The organism is Reyranella sp. (assembly GCF_965229815.1).
GTDB lineage: Bacteria > Pseudomonadota > Alphaproteobacteria > Reyranellales > Reyranellaceae > Reyranella.
This window is the reverse complement of the sequence record NZ_CBDDJN010000006.1, coordinates 2,840,558-2,857,850: the sequence shown is the minus strand read 5'-3', so window position 1 is coordinate 2,857,850 and position 17,293 is coordinate 2,840,558. Positions and strand designations below refer to the sequence as shown.

Here is a 17,293-nt window from a genome sequence, read left to right as displayed (position 1 = left end):
AGGAGCGGTCCGATGACGGACGAGGCCATGAAATTCGGCATCTTCCTGGGGCCGTTCCACCGCCTGGGCGAGAACCCGACTCTCGCCCTCGAGCGCGACCTCGAGCTGATCGAGTGGCTCGATCGGCTGGGCTACGACGAGGTCTGGATCGGCGAGCATCATTCGGCCGGCTGGGAGCTGGTCTCCTCGCCCGAGCTGATGATCGCGGCGGCGGCGGCGCGGACCCGGCGCATCATGCTGGGCTCGGGCGTGACCAGCCTGCCGTATCACAATCCCCTGATGGTCGCGAACCGCTTCGTGCAGCTCGACCACATGACCCGCGGCCGCGCCATGCTGGGCTGCGGGCCGGGGGCGCTCACCTCCGACGCCTACATGCTCAACATCCCGCCGGAGCTGCAGCGCAAGCGCATGGAAGAGGCGCTCGACGTCATCATGCGCCTGCTGATGAACAAGGAGCCGGTGACCGCCCGGACCGACTGGTTCGAGCTCAAGGAGGCGCGCCTCCACCTCGCGCCCTATACGCGGCCACATTTCCCCATCGTCGTCGCCAGCACCATCACGCCGTTCGGCATGATGGCGGCGGGCAGGCACGGGCTGGGCGTTCTGTCGATCGGCGCCGGATTGCCGGGCGGTCCCGAGGCGCTGGCCAGGCAATGGCAGATCGCCGAGGACACGGCGGCCGAGCACGGCAAGTCGATGAGCCGGGCCAGGTGGCGCATCGTCGTGAACGTCCATGTCGGCGAGGACGACGAGGCCGCCCTGGCGCAGGTCCGCCGCGGCGAGCGCGCCGAGACGCTCGACTATTTCGATCGCACGCTCGGCCGTCCCGCGGGCCGGTCCGACGATCCGCTGCGCGATGGCGTGAAGATGGGAACGACGCTGGTCGGGTCGCCCGATCTGGTGGCGCGTGGTATCCGCAGGCTCCACGGCCTGAGCGGGGGCGGGTTCGGCGGGGTGCTGTTCCGCGCCCACGAATGGGCGAACCGCGAGGATACGATGCGCAGCTACGAGCTTTTCGCGCGCTATGTCATGCCGCAGTTCCAGGACTCGCTGACCTCTCTCGTCGCCTCCAACGACTGGGCGCGGGAGAACCGCAGGACGATCTTTGCGCCCAGCGTCGAGGCCGTGAAGCGGGCCTTCACCGATGTCGGCCGCGAGGCGCCGGCGGACCTTGCCGACCGCGCGCTGGGCGGCAGGGACGCACGGACCTAGGCCGGCATGGACGCCGTTTTGCCGACGAGCGCCACGCTCGACCTCGCCATCACGGTCGAAGGCGTCTCGCACGCTTTCCCGACACCCGACGGCAAGCCGATGCTCGCCCTCGACAATGTGTCGTTCAACGTGCCGCGCGGCCAGTTCATCGCCCTGGTCGGGGCGAGCGGCTGCGGCAAGACCACGATCCTCAACATGGCGGCCGGCCTGCTCCAGCCGGTGGCCGGCACGGTGACGGTCAACGGCGAGCGCATCCTGCGACCCTCGCGGCGCACCGGCTACATGTTCGCGCGCGACGGCCTGCTGCCCTGGCGGTCGGCACGCAGCAACATCGAGGTCGGGCTCGAGCTGCGCGGCGTGTCGGCGGCTGAGCGCGCCTCGGTCGGCACCCGTCTTCTCGAGATGATCGGGCTGAAGTCGTTCGGCCACGCCTATCCGTGGCAGCTTTCGCAGGGCATGCGCCAGCGCGTGGCCATCGCCCGCACGCTGGCCGTCGATCCCGACACGCTGCTGATGGACGAGCCCTTCGCGGCGCTGGACGCCCAAACGAAGCTGATGCTCCAGGGCGAGTTCCTGCGCATCTGGGAACGCGACCGCAAGACCGTCCTGTTCGTGACCCACGACCTCGCCGAGGCGGTCGCGCTTTCCGACCGCGTGATCGTGCTGACCCGCCGTCCCGGACGCATTCAGGCCGACATCACGATCGACCTGCCGCGGCCGCGCGATCCCGAGCGCATCCGCTTCGACAGCCACTACCTGAAGCTCAGCGAGCAGGTCTGGCAGGCCCTGAAGGCGGGGGAGGCCGCGCCATGAGCGTCCATGCCGAGAGTGCCGACCGCGTCCTCGACACGCTGGCGCGGAGCGAGGCCGACCGCCTGTCGCGCCGCCGCCGGCGGACCGCCTGGGTCTGGACGACGCGGGCGCTGGTCCTCGCGGTCTTCCTGGGATCCTGGCAGTGGGCGGTCGATGCGCAGCTCATCGATCCGTTCTTCTTCTCGCAGCCCCGGGCCATCGCGCAGTTCCTCGCCGAGGAGGTGAGGGACGGCAGCATCTGGCCGCACGTGTTCGTCACGCTGCGCGAGACGCTGGCGGGCTTCGCCCTCGGCGCCGCGGCGGGAATCGCCGCCGGCATCGTGCGCATGCAGTTCCCTTTCGCGGCCGATGTCAGCAATCCCTTCCTGACGATCCTGAACGTCCTGCCGCGGGTGGCGCTGGCGCCGATGTTCATCATCTGGTTCGGGGTCGGCGAGGGATCGAAGATCGCGCTGTCGGTGAGCCTGGTGTTCTTCATCCTGATGCTGAACACCGAGGCAGGAATCCGCTCGCTCGACCGCGAGTTGATCGTGACCATGCGGGCCCTGGGCGCCACCGACCGCCAGCTCTTCTGGAAGGTGATGCTGCCGGGCGCGGTGCCGTCGATCTTCGGCGGCCTGCGGCTCGGCGTGGTCTATTCGCTCCTGGCCGTGGTCGTCGGCGAGATGATCTCGGCCCGCATGGGGCTGGGGCAGCGCATCGCCTTCTATGCCGCAAGCTTCCGGGCCGAAGGCGTGCTGGGCACGATCCTTGTGCTGGCCATGATCGGCCTGGGGCTGAACTTCGTGGTCGTGCGCGCCGAGGCGCTGTTGCTGCGCTGGAAAGGCGAAGCGGCGTGACGGCGGCGCTGGCCGGCAAGGTGGCCCTGGTGAGTGGCGGCGCCGGCGGCATGGGCGCAGCCCAGGCTCGGCTGTTCGCCGAACAGGGTGCGGCGGTCGCCGTCGCCGACATGCTGGAGACGCCGGGACGGGCCGTGGCCGAGTCCATAACCGCTGCCGGCGGCCGGGCCGTGTTCCTGCCGCTCGACGTGACGGACGGCGCGGCGTGGCGGCGCGCCGCGGAAAGCGTCGAGGCGAGCCTCGGCCCGATCGACATCCTGGTGAACAATGCCGGCATCAGCACCATCGGCGCCGCCGAGCCGATGCTCGAGGAGGAATGGGATCGGCTGATGGCCGTCAACGCGCGCGGCGCGTTCCTCGGCCTGCGCCACGTCGCGCCGCTGATGCAGCGGCGCAAGCGCGGCGCGGTGGTCAACATCGGATCCATCGCCGCCTTTCGCGGCCAGGCCGGCCTTCATCCGGGCTACGGCGCCTCGAAGGCGGCGATCGTCGGCCTCACGCGCTCGGCGGCGCTGCGCTATGCCGCCGACGGCATCCGCGTGAACGCCGTGCATCCGGGGGTCATGCCGCCGATGCGCACCGCCCGGTCCGTCGATCCGGCCTGGCGGGCGCGCCTGGTCGCGAACGTGCCGCTGGGGCGAGAGGGAAGGGTCGAGGAGGTGGCGCAGGCGGTGCTGTTCCTCGCCTCGGATGCGGCGTCCTACGTCACGGGCGCCGACATCGTCGTCGACGGCGGCCTGTCGATTTCCTGAGCGCACCGGGTCCGGGACGAGAGTTGACGGAGGACGCATGTACGATTTGCTTATCAAGGGCGGGACTGTCGTGGACGGCACAGGATCGCCGTCGCGTACCGCCGATGTGGCGATCGCCGGCGACCGTATCGTCGAGGTCGGCCGGCTGACCGGCCCGGCCCGGCGCACGCTGCCGGCCGACGGCCTGCTGGTCACGCCGGGCTGGGTCGACATCCACACCCACTACGATGGCCAGGTGACCTGGGATTCGCAGCTCGCGCCCTCGTTCTGGCACGGCGTCACCTCGGTCGTCATGGGCAATTGCGGCGTCGGCTTCGCCCCGGTCCGGCCGGAGAAGCGCGGCTGGCTGATCGGGCTGATGGAAGGTGTCGAGGATATTCCCGGCACCGCCCTTGCCGACGGCATCCAGTGGGATTGGGAGAGCTTCCCGGAATACATGGGAGCGCTGGCGCGGCGGCGGCACGCGCTCAATGTCGGGGCCATGCTGCCGCACGGCGCGCTGCGGGCCTATGTGATGGGCGAGCGCGGGGCGCGGAACCAGGCGGCCAGCGCCGAGGACCTCCGGGCCATGGCAGACCTGGTCGGCGAGGCGCAGGCGGCGGGTGCCTTCGGCCTGTCGACCTCCCGCACCCTGGTTCATCGCGCGATCGACGGCGAGCGCGTGCCCGGCACCTTCGCCGCCCTCGACGAGCTCGAGGCGCTGTGCACGGCGGTGGCGGGCAGCGGTCACGGGCTGGTCCAGGTGGCGCCGGCCGGGCTGACGGGCGACGATCTCGCCGCGCAGGACACCGAGATCGCCTGGATGAACGACATGTCGGCGCGACTCGGCGTGACGGTGACCTTCCTTTGCCCGCAGAACATGGTCCGGCCGGAATCGTGGCGCGATCAGTTCGCCGCCTGCGCGGCGGCGGAGCGCCACGGCGCGCATGTCGTGCCGCAGGTGTTCGGGCGCAGCACGGGCTCGCTTCTCTCGCTCGCCAGCCGATTCCACCCCTTTCACGGCTCGCCGACCCTGAAGGCCCTCCAGGCGCTGCCGCGCGCCGAGATGCTGCGCCGCCTGGCCGAGGACCCGGCCCTGCGGCGGCAGGTGGCGCAGGAGGCCACGATCGGCCCGCCCGAAGGACGGCCGCGCGACGGCAACGAGGAGTATCAGGGCCTGTTCCGCAATCCCTGGCCATACATGTACCGGGTCGACGAGCTCGTCGACTACGAGCCCCATCCGGAGAGCTCCGTGCAGGCGATCGCCGCCCGCGAGCAGCGCGACCCGCGCGAGGTCGCGCTGGACATCCTCCTGTCGAACGACGGCAGCGGCATGATCAGCTACCACCTGCTGGGCTATGCACGCGGCAATCTCGATGCCCATCGCGAGATGCTGGCCGATCCGCGCAGCGTGATCGGCGCCGGCGACGGCGGCGCCCATGTCACGGTGATCTGCGACGCGGGCATGCCGACCTTCATGCTGACCCACTGGGCGCGCGACCGCGCGCGCGGTCCCCGGCTGCCGCTGGAGCTCGTCGTCCGCAAGCAGACGGCGGACACCGCCCGGCTGTTCGGCCTGCGCGACCGCGGACAGTTGCGGCCGGGCTTCCGGGCCGACGTCAACCTGATCGACTTCGATGCGCTGTCGTTCGAGCGGCCGCATCTCGTGCACGACCTGCCGACGGGCGCCGCGCGGCTGATGCAGAAGGCGCAGGGCTATGTCGCGACGCTGGTCAACGGCCAGACGATCCAGGAGAACGGCGAGGACAGCCTGGCGCGACCGGGGATGGTCCTGCGGAGTGCGGCTTCCGTCTGAGTCAGCGGATCGCGCGCGCCAGCCGGGCCAGCAGGACCATCGTGACGAGCGACACCGAGGCGGCCGCGAAGGTGAGCCAGAGCGCGCCGGAGGTGCCGTAGTTGGCCATCGCGAAGGCCAGGATGGGCGGTGCCGAGGCGGAGACGATGCCCTGCGGCAGGGCGAGCCGTCCCATGTAGGCGCCGAACTGGCTGCGGCCGAACAGGGCCAGCGGCAGCGTGGCGCGCTGCACGGCCTTCAGGCCGTTGGCGAAGCCGTAGGCCACCACGCAGACCAGCGCGACGACGAAGCTGCTGCCGTCGAGCAGCGCCAGCGCCAGTCCGCCGGTCAGCATGGCCGAGCCGAACACCGCCGAGTTCATGATCGAGTAGCGATGGCCGAACAGCAGCTCGAAGAGCCGGATGGTGATCTGGGTGGGCCCGATCATCGACGCCAGGAACACCGCCACGGCCGGCGCGTGGCCGAGCCCGCGCAGGATCTCGATCATGTGGACCATGACGCCGGTGAACACGAAGGCGCCGCTGGTGAGGGTGAGCGCCAGGAGCAGGTAGACGCGCGACTGGTGCTCGGGCGGCACCCCGGTCGGCGCCGGCGCGGCCGTGGCGGCGACGGGATGGGTCGGCGGCCGGCTCGGCAGCACCAGCAGATGGACCGGTGCGCAGCCGACCAGATGGATGCCGGCGTAGATCAGCAGGGTGATGCGCCAGCCGACCGCGACGTCGAGCGCGCCGGTGAGCGGCCAGAACGCCGTCGAGGCGAAGCCGCCGATGATGGCCAGCATGCCGATCGCCCGGCGGGCGCCCGGCCCGGCGACCTGGGCCAGGGCGATGCTGGAGGGCGTGCTGAGCGCCAGGGTCGAGGCGATCCCCAGCCCGGCCCAGCACAGGAGGTAGGAAACCATGCCCTGCGAGTAGGCGAGCGCGGCCAGCGACAGCGCGTAGACGACGGAGCCGGCCGCCATCATCAGGCGGGCCCCCGTGCGATCGATCACGCGGCCGATGCGCGGCGAGAAGACCGCGCCCATGCCGAACATCACGGTGATGCCGCTGAACACGATCTCGCTCGAGATGCCGAGATCGTCGCCCATCTGGCGGCCCAGCACCGCCGGCATCAGGAAGGTGGTGCCCCAGCCGACGATCTGGGTGAAGCCGAGCCCGGCGGTTGCCCGGGCGGCCGGCGTGAGGGTCACGCCGCCCGGGCTTGTTCGGGATAGAGCGACAGGAGGCCCGCTTCGCTGGCCGCGCAGACGCCGCGCTCGGTGATCAGCGCGGTGACCAGCCGGGCCGGGGTGACGTCGAAGGCCGGATTGGCCGCCGGACTGCCCTCGGGCAGCACGTCGACCGTGACGACCTCGCCCGCCGCGGTGCGGCCCGCGATGTGGGAGACCTCGCGGGCGCTGCGCTCCTCGATCGGGATGTCGACGCCGTCGTCGAGCGTCCAGTCGATGGTCGGGTAGGGCAGGCCGACATAGAAGGGCACGCCGTTGTCGCGGGCGGCCAGCGCCTTCAGGTAGGTGCCGATCTTGTTGCAGACATCGCCGCGGCGCGTCGTGCGGTCGGTGCCGGTGATGCAGAAGTCGACCTGGCCGCGCTGCATCAGGTGGCCGCCGGCATTGTCGGCGATCACCGTGTGCGGCACGCCGTGCTTGGCGAGCTCCCAGGCCGTCAGGCTGGCGCCCTGGTTGCGCGGCCGCGTCTCGTCGACCCAGACGTGGATGGGGATGCCGGCATTGTGCGCCTGGTAGATCGGCGCCAGCGCCGTGCCCCAGTCGACGGTGGCCAGCCAGCCGGCATTGCAGTGGGTGAGCGCCTGCAGGCGATCGCCGCGCGGCTTGAGTTCGCGGATCAGGCCGAGCCCGTTCTCGCCGATGCGGCGGCAGATCTCGGCATCCTCGTCGCAGATCTCCGCAGCGCGACGGTAGGCCGCCTCGCGCCGCTCGGACGCGGGCAGGGGCGCCAGCAGCGCGCGCAGGTCATCGAGGGCCCAGCGCAGGTTGACGGCGGTCGGGCGGGCGGCGAGCAGCGTGTCGTAGGCTTGGGCGAGCATGGCGTCGGACGGCTCGGCTGCCATCGCAAGGGCCATGCCATAGGCCGCCGCCGCGCCGATCAGCGGCGCGCCGCGCACGATCATGGTGCGGATGCCGCGCTCGGCGTCCTGCATGGTGCGCCAGTCACGCACGACGAACCGGTGGGGCAGGAGGGTCTGGTCGATCACCTGCACGGTCGTCCCGTCGGCGCCGAGCCAGATCGTGCGGTAGGGGGTGCCGTCGACCTTCATGCGCCCGGAGATAGGGGGCTGAAGGAGCTCAGGTCAAGCTGGAGGGATTCCGAAGGTTGCTGCCCGACCGTCAGACCGGGCCACGGATCGGATTGATGATCTCCAGGCCGGGGAAATCCTTCTCATTGTCCGTGACGATGGTGCAGCCGTTGACGTCGGCGACGGCGGCGATGATCGCATCGAGGCCGCTGCGCGACCGTCCGGTCGCCCTGCCGTCGGCCATCAACCGGGCCCAGGCGAGGGCGGCTTTCTCGTCGAAGGACAGAATGCGCTCCCTGAAGAGGGCCTGCGGCCCCTCCGGGCCGTCGAACCAGGCGTCGAGCTGGTCGCGTCGTTTGCCCGCCGGCATTTCCAGAATGCCTCGGCGCAGTTCGGCAAGGGTGAGCGAGGCGATGAAGAGGTCGCCGTCGGCCTGCTCGGCCATCCAGGCGATGAGCGAGGAGGACGGGGCGGGTTTCGTGAGGTTGCTGATGATGTTCGTGTCGAGCAGGTATCGCGTCAAAGGTCGATCTTGCGTCCTTCTTCGCGCGGCCGGGTCAGGTCGAGGTCGGTCCCCGCCAGCGGCGATGCCAGCAGCGCCTTCAGGATGCCGCCTTTCCGGTCGGCCTCTCCCGAGATCGTCCGCTCGACCGCTGCGCGCAGGCGGTCGGCCTCCTCGCCTCCTGCGGCCAACTGTCGGGCCACGGAGCGGATCAGTTCGCGATCGGACACCCGGCCCACGACCTCGAAGCGAGCCATGCCCTGCTTCGTCAGGCGTTTGCGGTAGTTGTCGACGGCGCGGTGCTGGGACGTCTTTCCCATGTCGGCCTCCACTATAACCGGTAATATGCCCGGTATGATGAGGGCCGGCAAGGTAAAGCGAGACGACGTCGGGGCCTAAATGCCCCGCGCCACCGCGTCGACGATCGCCGCCGCGTCGAGCCGGTAGGAGCGGTAGAGGTCGGGGATGTCGCCGGACTGGCCGAACGCCTCGATGCCGAGCGGGATCGTGCGCTGGCCGCGCACTGAGCCCAGCCAGCTGAGCGCCAGCGGATGGCCGTCGAGGACGGTGACCAGGCGGGCGTCGCGCGACAGGGGAGCGAGCAGGCGCTCGATCGGGCTCGGGCTGCGGTCGACCCGGCCCGCCGTACGGCCGCGCTCGCGCTGGGCGGAAAGCCAGTCGGCGTGCAGGCGGTCGGGCGAGGTCAGCACAGCCAGGCCGGCGCCGGCGAAGTCCCGCGCCACGCTCGCGTGGGCTTCGATCGCTTCCGGCGTGACGGCGCCCATCGCCACGATGGCCACGTCCGCGCCGGGCTCCGGCGCCGCGTACCAGTAGCCGCCGGCCACGATGTCGGCCTCCTCGGCGGGCGAAAGCGTGCGCTGCGGCTGCGGCAGGCTGCGGGTCGACAGGCGCAGGTAGACCGAGCCGCCCTTGTCCTGCTGCATGTAGTCGAGCCCGTGCCGCATGATGACCGACAGCTCGTCGACGAAGGTCGGCTCGTAGCTGAGCAGGCCGGGCTGGCCGATGCCGATCAGCGGCGTGTGGATGCTCTGGTGCGCGCCGCCCTCGGGCGCCAGCGTCACGCCCGACGGCGTCGCCACGATCATGAAGCGCGCATCCTGGTAGCAGGCGTAGTTCAGCGCATCGAGGCCGCGGGCGATGAAGGGATCGTAGAGCGTGCCGATCGGCAGCAGGCGGGCGCCGAAGAGCTGGTGGCTGAGCCCCATCGCCGCGAGCTGGATGAACAGGTTGTTCTCGGCGATGCCGAGCTCGATGTGCTGGCCGCGCGGCGTCTTGCGCCACAGCTGGGCCGACACGACCTTGAGCTCGCGGAACACGTCCTCGGCCTCGGCATGGCCCCACAGGCCGCGCCGGTTCACCCAGGCGCCGAGGTTGGTCGAGACCGTGACGTCGGGCGAGGTGGTGACGATGCGGCGCGCGAGCTCGCTGTCCTCGGCGGCAATGGCGTTCAGGATCTTGCCGAAGCCCGCCTGCGTGCTCGATTCGCGGTCGGCCGGCCGCGGCAGCGCGGCCGGCAGCGGCACGATTGGCGCCTCGGTGCGGCGCCGTCCCTCGGCATTGAACGGCGCGGCGTCGAGGAAGGCCTGCAGCTCGTCCGGCGTCGCCTTGAGGCCGGCGAAGCGGTCCCATTCGCGGCCGTCCTCGATCGCCATGCCCTTCTTGAAGCCCGCCATCTGGTCGAGGGTCATCAGGCCGGAATGATTGTCCTTGTGGCCGGCGAAGGGCAGGCCCTGGCCCTTGATCGTGTAGGCGATGAAGCAGGTCGGCTGGTCGCCCTCGACGCCCTCGAACGTGTCGAGCACGGCCTGCATGTCGTTGCCGGCGAGGTTGGTCATCAGCCGGTGCAGAGAGTCGTCGTCGTGCTGGTCGAGGATGCGGCGGATGCCGGGATACTGGTTGAGGTCGCGGGTCAGCGCCTCGCGCCAGCCGGCGCCGCCCTTGAAGACCAGCGCCGAGTAGAGCGAGTTGGGACAGTCGTCGATCCACTGCCGCAGGTGCTCGCCGTCGGGCTGGGCAAAGGCCGTCTCCAGCAGCTTGCCGTACTTCAGCGTGATGACCCGCCAGCCGACCAGCTCGAACATCTCGCCGATGCGGCCGAACAGCCGGTCGTTGACCACGCCGTCCAGGCTCTGGCGGTTGTAGTCGATCACCCACCAGAGGTTCCGTACGTCGTGCTTCCATCCTTCGAGCAGGGCCTCGAAGATGTTGCCCTCGTCGAGCTCGGCATCGCCGACCAGCGCCACCATGCGGCCGGTGGGGCGCTTGCCGTCGCCCAGCTCCTTCAGCCGCACATAGTCCTGCACCAGCGAGGAGAAGAGGGTCATCGCCACGCCGAGCCCGACCGAGCCGGTCGAGAAGTCGACGTCGTCGACGTCCTTGGTGCGCGACGGATAGGACTGCGCGCCGCCCAGGCCGCGGAAGCGCTCGAGCTTCTCCTGGGTCTGATGCCCGAACAGGTACTGGATGGCGTGGAACACCGGCGAGGCGTGGGGCTTCACGGCGACCCGGTCCTCGGGCTTCAGCACCGAGAAGTAGAGCGCCGTCATGACCGTGGCGAGCGAGGCGCAGGAGGCCTGGTGGCCGCCGACCTTCAGCCCGTCGCGGTTCGGCCGCACATGGTTGGCATGGTGGATGGTCCAGGCGCTCAGCCACAGGACCTTGCGCTCCAGCTCGCGCAGGAGCCTCAGACGGTGCACGGGAGCGATGGTCGTCATGCTGAGGGCATACGCCCGAACCCGGGGAATATCCTTGCGTTCGGCCCCCGAAATCCGCTGTATAGGGTAGAATTGCGCCAAAGGGAGGAAATTGGAGCAATGATCTCCCTCGATGCGATCGACCGGCGCATCCTCGGCCGGCTGCAGAAGGAAGGCCGCCTGAGCAACGCCGACCTCGCCCAGCAGGTCGGCCTGTCCTCCTCGCCGTGCTGGCGGCGGGTCAAGGCGCTGGAGGAGGCGGGAGTCATCAAGGGCTATGCCGCGCAGGTCGACGCCAAGTCGGTCGGCCTCGCGGTCAACGTCTTCATGAGCGTGTCGCTGTCGACCCAGGTCGAGAAGGCCCTGCAGGCCTTCGAGCGGGCCGCGGCCGCCCGGCCGGAGGTCATGGAATGCTACCTGATGACCGGCGACAGCGACTACCTGCTGCGGATCGTCGTGCCCGACCTCGAAGCCTACGAGCGCTTCGTCATGGACTTCACCAAGATCGCGGGCATCGCCCAGATCCGCAGCTCCTTCGCGCTGCGCACCGTGAAGCAGGGCGCCGCGCTGCCGCTGGGAACATGAGCCGTCCCGGCGACCGTCGCTCCAGCCAGCGGGAAGATCGCGTGCGCATACCTTACGGAACCATCGTCCTGCTGCTGGTCGCGGCCTTTCTCTATGTCGGCATGACCGCGAACCTGACCGGGCTGCGCGGGACCGATGCGGCCGGCCGCGGCATGGCAATGGGCTTCGCGGCCGTCATCGGCTTCCTGCTGTGGCTCGTGCTGGCCGGCCTGTTCGTGCTGGCCTGGTTCAACGGCCGCCTGCCGTTCTGGGCAGCGGCGGCGGTCGTGATTCTCCTGCCTTTGTCTGCGGTCGCCGCCGCCGTGGCGACGACCTATGCCGGCGAGCGCGGCCGCTGGCTGATGGCGGCTCCGTTCCTGTTGCCGCCTCTGCTGGCGCTCTACGCGCTGTGGGCCCGCCTGCCGGCCGCGCACGGCGTCCTGCCGCCGGCGGCGACCGGTGCCGTGCTGGGCGGCGCGATCCTGCTGCTGACGGCGGTGCCGCTGGCGATCGGCTGGATCGAGACGATGCCCAACCCCGAGCGCGATGCGGCACGGGCCGAGCAGCAGCGCCGGTACGAAGAGGACATGGCGCGGCGCGGCCGCGAAGCCGCCGAAGCCGAGGAAGCCCGCTTCGTGAAGCTCGGGCCCGACTCGCCGCTGGCGGAGTGGCTCGACTTCCTGGCGCCGGGCAGTTCCTATTTCGAGCGTGCGCTCCAGGGGGCGCGCGCGGTGACGAGCCGCAATCGGGATGCCGCGACGCTGCTGCGGGAAGGCCGCCTGCCCGAGTTGGAGACCCTGTGGCAGCTCGATCTCGATGCCGCTGCGGTCTGCGAGGCCTATGCCGGCGCCTTGCAGGCCCAGGCGGCGAAGATCGACCGCACCCGCGAAGCCTACGTGACCGAGGCGCTCGAGATCGAGTATCAGCTCGACAACATGAAGTGGCTCGTCCGCGCGGGCTGCGACCTGGACCGCTCTCTCGCGACGCTGGAAGCGCGCATCCGCGCTATCGCCGACAACGCCCGGCTGACCGGCATCGCCGATACCGTCGCCGCCCTGCGCCAGCCGAGGTGAGGCTGCCGTCGTCGGGGGCCGCGTCCTGACCCGGTGTCTCCACCGCGCTCACCCGAGGTCGATCGTCCCCGCCATCATCGGCACGCAGCGGCCGCCGACATAGGTCGCGACCACCGTCCCGCCCTTCTTTTCCGCCGCCGCGTCGAGGAGGCTCGGCCGGCCCATGTCGAAGCCCTGGCCGATCGTGGTGGCGAGCGTCAGGTCCTGCTCCGGCCGGAAATGCGCCAGCAGGCCGGCGAGCACGACGTTGGCGCTGCCGGTCGCCGGGTCCTCGGGCACGCCGTAGAGCGGTGCGAACATGCGCGACTGGATCTCGACGCCGTGCTCGCGCGCCGGCACGTAGAGATGGACGCCGACGGCGCGGGCCATCGGCAGGTGCTCGGCCATCCGGTCGGTGCGCACCGCGGCGCGGGCCAGCGCCGCGCGCGAGGAAAGTTCGGCGAACACGAAGTTGTTGCCGCAGGAGGCGATCACCGGGGGGTGCGTCGCCGTCCGGATGTCGCCGGGCTCGAGCCCGCAGATCGCGGCCACGATCTCGGGCGCGATCTCCTCGCCCAGGGCCAGCGGCACCGGCGCCGCCAGCCGCGCGGCCACCACGGCACCCTTCTCGCGGGTGAGGTCGAGCGGCACCAGCCCTGCCTTCTCCTCGAAGACCAGCCGGTCGCCCGTGACCGGCCGGCCGTGGCAGGTGCCCCGGCGCGCCAGCACGAAGGCGGTGCCGACATTGGGATGGCCGGCGAACGGCATCTCGGCCCGGGGCGTGAAGATGCGCACCTCGGCCGTGTGGCCGGGATCCCGGGGCGGCAGGACGAAGGTCGTCTCGGCCAGGTTGAACTCGGCGGCGATGGCCTGCATCTGCCCGGTCGAGAGGCCGCGCGCGTCGGGCAGCACGGCCAGCGGGTTGCCGCCGAAGGGGCGGTCGGTGAAGACGTCCACGGTGACGAAGTCGAGTTTCATGATTTCAAATCTGCCATGGAGGGCTAAGCTCCCTGGCATGACGAAAGCTCACGCTACGCCCAAAATCTCTTACGATCACGGCGTGTCGACCAAGAAGCTGATCGGGGAGACCATCGGCGCCTTCTTCGACCGCACCGTCGAGACCCACCGCGACCGCGAGGCGCTCGTGGTCAAGCACCAGGACATCCGCTGGACCTGGGGCGAGCTGGGGCGGCGGGTCGACGACCTTGCGGCTGGCCTGCTGACGCTCGGCCTCGAGCGCGGCGACCGGGTCGGCATCTGGGCGCCCAACCGCTACGAATGGACGCTGGCGCAGTTCGCCACCGCCAAGGCGGGCCTGGTGCTGGTCAACGTCAATCCGGCCTACCGGCGCGCCGAGCTCGAATACGCGATGAACAAGGTCGAGTGCCGGGCGCTGATCCTGGCGCCGGCGCTCAAGACCTCGAACTATCTCGAGATCACCTCGGACCTTATGAAGGCGGGGAAGCTGCCGCATCTGAAGCACGTCATCCGGCTCGGCGCCGAGAAGACCCCGGGCATGCTGAACTTCGACGACGTCGCGGGCGCCGGCGGCAATGCCGAACGCGTGAAGCTGGCCGAGATCGCGCCCCGCCTGCAGTTCGACGACGCCATCAACATCCAGTTCACCTCGGGCACGACGGGGCATCCCAAGGGCGCCACGCTCAGCCACCACAACATCCTGAACAACGGCTACTTCGTCGGCGAGGGGCTGAAGCTCACGCCCGACGACCGGCTGTGCATCCCCGTGCCGCTCTACCACTGCTTCGGCATGGTGATGGGCAATCTCGGCTGCCTCACCCACGGCTCGACCATGGTCTATCCGGCCGAGGCCTTCGATCCGCTGGCGACGCTGAAGGCCGTCGCCGAGGAACGCTGCACGGCGCTCTACGGCGTGCCGACCATGTTCATCGCCCAGCTCGACCATCCCGAGTTCGCGAGCTTCGACCTCAAGAGCCTGCGCACCGGCATCATGGCGGGGTCGCCCTGCCCGATCGAGGTGATGAAGAAGGTGCAGAGCCAGATGCACATGGGCGAGGTCACCATCGCCTACGGCATGACCGAGACCTCGCCGGTGTCGACGCAATGCGCCACCGACGATCCGGTCGAGCGCCGCGTCTCGACCGTGGGCCAGGTGCTGCCGCACATCGAGATCAAGATCGTCGACGGCGAGGGCCGGGCGGTGCCGCGCGGCGAGACCGGCGAGTTCTGCACCCGCGGCTACTCGGTGATGAAGGGCTACTGGAACGACGCGGAGAAGACCGCCGAGGCGATCGACGATGCCGGCTGGATGCACACCGGCGACCTCGCGACCATGGACGAGGAAGGCTACGTCAACATCGTCGGCCGGCTGAAGGACATGGTGATCAGGGGTGGCGAGAACGTCTATCCCCGCGAGATCGAGGAGTTCCTCTACCGCCATCCCAAGATCCAGGACGTGCAGGTGATCGGCGTGCCGGACGCGCGCTACGGCGAGGAGATCTGCGCCTGGATCAAGCTGCACCAGGGCAGCACCGCCACGGCCGAGGAGATTCGCGACTTCTGCAAGGGCGAGATCGCCCACTACAAGATCCCGCGCTACATCGAGTTCGTGCCGGAATTCCCGATGACCATCACCGGCAAGATCCAGAAGTTCGTGATGCGCGAGGAGACGATCAAGAAGCTGGGGCTGAAGGCGGACAGGACGGCGTGAAGAAGGTCAACGGGCCGGAGCGATCCATGGCCGATTGGGCAGAGCGCTTTGCCGCAGACGCCATCGAACATGGTCGTTGCACGGAAAGTGGCGACTTCAAGCGAGGCAATGCAGCCGCTGACCGCATGACCAAGGCGATCGGAAAGTACGCCGCAGCTCCGACCGGGGCGAGGAACCCTTGTCTGCGTTGCTCGCCCATTCAAATGGCTGGGTGAGGGTCGCGTCAGCCACGAGTCTTCTTCCAATACGGGCGGAGCTCGCCATTCCCGTGCTTGAGCAAGTTGCGTCCGGACCCGAAAGCCACATGGAGTTCGACGCGAAGATGGTTCTGAAGGAATGGCGAGCGGGCAATTTGAAGCCGATTTGACCGTGGCGCGACGCGATCGCTTCAAGAGAGCACTCGACTCTTTAACAGGGTCGTCTCTCCATTCAGACGCCTAAGCCGATTCTCCTTACGCGTCGCGCAGGTCGAGGCGGCGTTCGATCCGGACCAGCCGCTCAGTCAGGCCGTCCGTGGCAAGCTGCTGCTGGGCATCCGCTGCGGCGAGGTTGCCAAGATGCTGGATGATCGAGGCCTGGCCACTCTCGAGATTGGCCAGGCGCCGTCTGATGTCGCCCAGCGTGCTCTGGACATCCGAAATGTCGCCCCGAATGGCGCGGAGCTGGGTAAGAGCCAGGTTCTCGGGACTGTCGGCCATAATTAAGTTTAGCACGGGAGAGGAATGGGAGGTAAGCAACCGACGGGAGAATCCGCGCGGCCGCGAGATGGCGCAAGCAACGTCCCGATGAGAGCGGCGTTGCTCGTCATATCCGGGAGCCCTCCATGAAGGCATTTCTCACCGTTCTCGCGACGCTCGCACTGGCCGGCGCGGCCGCGGCCCAGTCCGACCAGAAGCCGCCGGCCGATCCGCTCGCGGTCAAGCCGATCGAATCCGGGGCCGAAGCGACCGAGCTGGACGTGATCCGCACGAAGCTCGAGCGGCTGGGTTACACCGAGGTGGCCGAGCTGTCGCGCGACAGCAGCGGGCTGTGGCACGCCCGAGCGACGCGCGAGGGAGAGACGCTGCAGGTGATCGTCGACAAGGGCGGCCGGGTGAAGCCGGCGCCCTGATCGGCGGCGTCAGTCCGCCGCCGCCCGCTGCTCCATCGTTGCCGCTGCCGGTCGGTTGGCCTTGAGGAACATCCGGATGTGGCGCACCGCCAGCGGGATCTTCTCCGGCACGTCCTTCCAGGGGTACAGGCTGACCTGCGAGTTGGGCGCCAGCATCGCCACCTCCATCGCCACGGCGTAGGGATGCGGCGGGATGTCGTCGGGCAGGACCAGGATCGGGATCCGGCAGCTGCGCACGAAGTCGCGGCTCACGGTGAACACGAAATCGGCGTTGGCCCGGTACATCCTGGCCAGGAACTGGCTCACCTGGTCGATCGTGACGTCGGGGCGGCGTTCGACGAAGGCCGGGCCCCAGTTGTTCATGTTGTTCTGGTAGAACTGGTCGGGCAGCTCGGGGCGGTGGCCGCTGGGCTGGGTCAGCACGGCGGCCACGACGCGGTCCGGCGCACGCTTGATCAGGTTCCAGATGAGGGGCTGGCCGATGCAGTAGCCCAGCACCATGAACCGGCCGATGCCGAGATGGTCCATCAGGCCGATATGGTCGTCGGTGAAGGCATCCCACGGCCGGTCGATCTCGAGCGGACCCGACGACTGGCCGGGATTGGCGTTGCGCAGGTCGGCGGCGATGCAGCGGAATCCGTCGCCGGCGAATTCCTTCATCGCGTTGAACGGATGGCTCGTGTCCAGCCCCGCGACCGTGGCGTTCAGCCCGCCGCCCGGGATCACCAGCAGCGGAAAGCCCGAGCCCATCTCCTCGTAGTGGATGCGGACCTTCCCGCGTTCGTAGATCGGCATGGCGATTCTCCCTGGAAGACGCGAGCTTGGCTTGTCTGTCGGGCTCTCTCAACGGGTTTCCGGATGCGCCGGTGAGCGTCGCGTTGCGAGGACGAGGCTAGCCGATCTATACTGTAGTGCTTGATCGACCTATACGTAAGTTATAGTATCCGATCGGCGCGCCGCTTCTGCGCGCCGCCGTTCTATTCATCGTCGATCG

At 69.5% G+C, this 17,293-nt stretch carries 17 protein-coding genes; 9 read left to right on the top strand and 8 right to left on the bottom strand.

The annotated features are described in order from the left end of the window. The first annotated feature begins 12 nt into the window (after positions 1–12). Genes ACO073_RS25085 through ACO073_RS25065 form a run of 5 tightly spaced genes read left to right on the top strand, consistent with a single transcriptional unit; the run spans position 13 to position 5,411 of the window. Complete coding sequence (locus ACO073_RS25085) at positions 13–1,212, top strand: LLM class flavin-dependent oxidoreductase (RefSeq protein WP_422001324.1); 1,200 nt, start codon at positions 13–15, stop codon at positions 1,210–1,212. Positions 1,213–1,218: 6 nt separating this feature from the next. After that, positions 1,219–2,025, top strand: a complete 807-nt coding sequence (locus ACO073_RS25080) for an ABC transporter ATP-binding protein (protein ID WP_422001322.1) — start codon at positions 1,219–1,221, stop codon at positions 2,023–2,025. Further along, positions 2,022–2,864, top strand: a complete 843-nt coding sequence (locus ACO073_RS25075; RefSeq protein WP_422001321.1) for an ABC transporter permease — start codon at positions 2,022–2,024, stop codon at positions 2,862–2,864. Before ACO073_RS25080 ends, ACO073_RS25075 begins: the two co-directional genes overlap by 4 nt. Then, on the top strand, positions 2,861–3,616 hold the full coding sequence (locus ACO073_RS25070; RefSeq protein ID WP_422001319.1) for an SDR family NAD(P)-dependent oxidoreductase: 756 nt from the start codon (positions 2,861–2,863) through the stop codon (positions 3,614–3,616). The genes ACO073_RS25075 and ACO073_RS25070 overlap by 4 nt, the downstream gene beginning before the upstream one ends. A 37-nt stretch (positions 3,617–3,653) precedes the next feature. After that, entirely contained in the window at positions 3,654–5,411 is a 1,758-nt protein-coding gene (locus ACO073_RS25065; protein WP_422001318.1) for an N-acyl-D-amino-acid deacylase family protein, read from the top strand. 1 nt (position 5,412) lies between these two features. Here the strand turns inward: ACO073_RS25065 and ACO073_RS25060 are convergent, their stop codons facing one another. The 5 genes from ACO073_RS25060 to ACO073_RS25040 all read right to left on the bottom strand — a co-directional run bounded on the left by ACO073_RS25060 (position 5,413) and on the right by ACO073_RS25040 (position 10,904). After that, complete coding sequence (locus tag ACO073_RS25060) at positions 5,413–6,600, bottom strand: MFS transporter (protein WP_422001316.1); 1,188 nt, start codon at positions 6,598–6,600, stop codon at positions 5,413–5,415. Next, positions 6,597–7,688, bottom strand: coding sequence for an S-methyl-5-thioribose-1-phosphate isomerase (gene mtnA, locus ACO073_RS25055; protein WP_422001315.1), 1,092 nt, complete (start codon positions 7,686–7,688; stop codon positions 6,597–6,599). Before mtnA ends, ACO073_RS25060 begins: the two co-directional genes overlap by 4 nt. A 70-nt stretch (positions 7,689–7,758) precedes the next feature. Continuing rightward, entirely contained in the window at positions 7,759–8,190 is a 432-nt protein-coding gene (locus ACO073_RS25050) for a PIN domain-containing protein (protein WP_422001313.1), read from the bottom strand. Further along, the gene (locus tag ACO073_RS25045) at positions 8,187–8,540 is read right to left on the bottom strand and encodes a hypothetical protein (RefSeq protein ID WP_422001311.1); all 354 of its coding nucleotides are present in this window, start codon (positions 8,538–8,540) and stop codon (positions 8,187–8,189) included. The genes ACO073_RS25050 and ACO073_RS25045 overlap by 4 nt, the downstream gene beginning before the upstream one ends. 24 nt (positions 8,541–8,564) lie before the next feature. Beyond that, positions 8,565–10,904, bottom strand: coding sequence for a transketolase (locus tag ACO073_RS25040; protein WP_422001310.1), 2,340 nt, complete (start codon positions 10,902–10,904; stop codon positions 8,565–8,567). Between the two features lie 99 nt (positions 10,905–11,003). Here ACO073_RS25040 and ACO073_RS25035 point away from each other — a divergent pair, with 99 nt between their 5' ends. After that, a complete protein-coding gene (locus ACO073_RS25035; protein ID WP_422001308.1) occupies positions 11,004–11,468 on the top strand; it encodes an Lrp/AsnC family transcriptional regulator in 465 nt (154 codons plus the stop codon). Between the two features lie 41 nt (positions 11,469–11,509). Then, entirely contained in the window at positions 11,510–12,520 is a 1,011-nt protein-coding gene (locus tag ACO073_RS25030; protein WP_422001306.1) for a hypothetical protein, read from the top strand. Between the two features lie 48 nt (positions 12,521–12,568). On the opposite strand, the gene ACO073_RS25025 is transcribed toward ACO073_RS25030, so the two are convergent. Continuing rightward, the gene (locus ACO073_RS25025) at positions 12,569–13,477 is read right to left on the bottom strand and encodes a PhzF family phenazine biosynthesis protein (protein WP_422001304.1); all 909 of its coding nucleotides are present in this window, start codon (positions 13,475–13,477) and stop codon (positions 12,569–12,571) included. 37 nt (positions 13,478–13,514) lie between these two features. On the opposite strand from ACO073_RS25025, the gene ACO073_RS25020 reads away from it, so the two are divergent. Then, entirely contained in the window at positions 13,515–15,188 is a 1,674-nt protein-coding gene (locus ACO073_RS25020) for an AMP-binding protein (RefSeq protein ID WP_422001303.1), read from the top strand. 452 nt (positions 15,189–15,640) lie between these two features. Here the strand turns inward: ACO073_RS25020 and ACO073_RS25015 are convergent, their stop codons facing one another. After that, on the bottom strand, positions 15,641–15,886 hold the full coding sequence (locus ACO073_RS25015; RefSeq protein WP_422001302.1) for a hypothetical protein: 246 nt from the start codon (positions 15,884–15,886) through the stop codon (positions 15,641–15,643). A 125-nt stretch (positions 15,887–16,011) separates the two neighbouring features. Here ACO073_RS25015 and ACO073_RS25010 point away from each other — a divergent pair, with 125 nt between their 5' ends. Continuing rightward, entirely contained in the window at positions 16,012–16,299 is a 288-nt protein-coding gene (locus tag ACO073_RS25010) for a hypothetical protein (RefSeq protein WP_422001300.1), read from the top strand. Between the two features lie 9 nt (positions 16,300–16,308). On the opposite strand, the gene ACO073_RS25005 is transcribed toward ACO073_RS25010, so the two are convergent. Beyond that, positions 16,309–17,094 (bottom strand): alpha/beta fold hydrolase, encoded by a 786-nt coding sequence (locus ACO073_RS25005; protein WP_422001298.1) that lies wholly within the window; start codon positions 17,092–17,094, stop codon positions 16,309–16,311. Between the last annotated feature and the right edge of the window lie 199 nt (positions 17,095–17,293).

What these genes read in the sequence shown, in the direction of transcription:
- ACO073_RS25085 (WP_422001324.1), top strand. Translation starts at nt 13, where the DNA reads ATGACGGACGAGGCCATGAAATTCGGCATCTTCCTGGGGCCGTTCCAC.
- ACO073_RS25080 (WP_422001322.1), top strand. Translation starts at nt 1,219, where the DNA reads ATGGACGCCGTTTTGCCGACGAGCGCCACGCTCGACCTCGCCATCACG.
- ACO073_RS25075 (WP_422001321.1), top strand. Translation starts at nt 2,022, where the DNA reads ATGAGCGTCCATGCCGAGAGTGCCGACCGCGTCCTCGACACGCTGGCG.
- ACO073_RS25065 (WP_422001318.1), top strand. Translation starts at nt 3,654, where the DNA reads ATGTACGATTTGCTTATCAAGGGCGGGACTGTCGTGGACGGCACAGGA.
- mtnA (WP_422001315.1), bottom strand. Translation starts at nt 7,688, where the DNA reads ATGAAGGTCGACGGCACCCCCTACCGCACGATCTGGCTCGGCGCCGAC.
- ACO073_RS25040 (WP_422001310.1), bottom strand. Translation starts at nt 10,904, where the DNA reads ATGACGACCATCGCTCCCGTGCACCGTCTGAGGCTCCTGCGCGAGCTG.
- ACO073_RS25035 (WP_422001308.1), top strand. Translation starts at nt 11,004, where the DNA reads ATGATCTCCCTCGATGCGATCGACCGGCGCATCCTCGGCCGGCTGCAG.
- ACO073_RS25025 (WP_422001304.1), bottom strand. Translation starts at nt 13,477, where the DNA reads ATGAAACTCGACTTCGTCACCGTGGACGTCTTCACCGACCGCCCCTTC.
- ACO073_RS25020 (WP_422001303.1), top strand. Translation starts at nt 13,515, where the DNA reads ATGACGAAAGCTCACGCTACGCCCAAAATCTCTTACGATCACGGCGTG.
- ACO073_RS25015 (WP_422001302.1), bottom strand. Translation starts at nt 15,886, where the DNA reads ATGGCCGACAGTCCCGAGAACCTGGCTCTTACCCAGCTCCGCGCCATT.
- ACO073_RS25010 (WP_422001300.1), top strand. Translation starts at nt 16,012, where the DNA reads ATGAAGGCATTTCTCACCGTTCTCGCGACGCTCGCACTGGCCGGCGCG.
- ACO073_RS25005 (WP_422001298.1), bottom strand. Translation starts at nt 17,094, where the DNA reads ATGCCGATCTACGAACGCGGGAAGGTCCGCATCCACTACGAGGAGATG.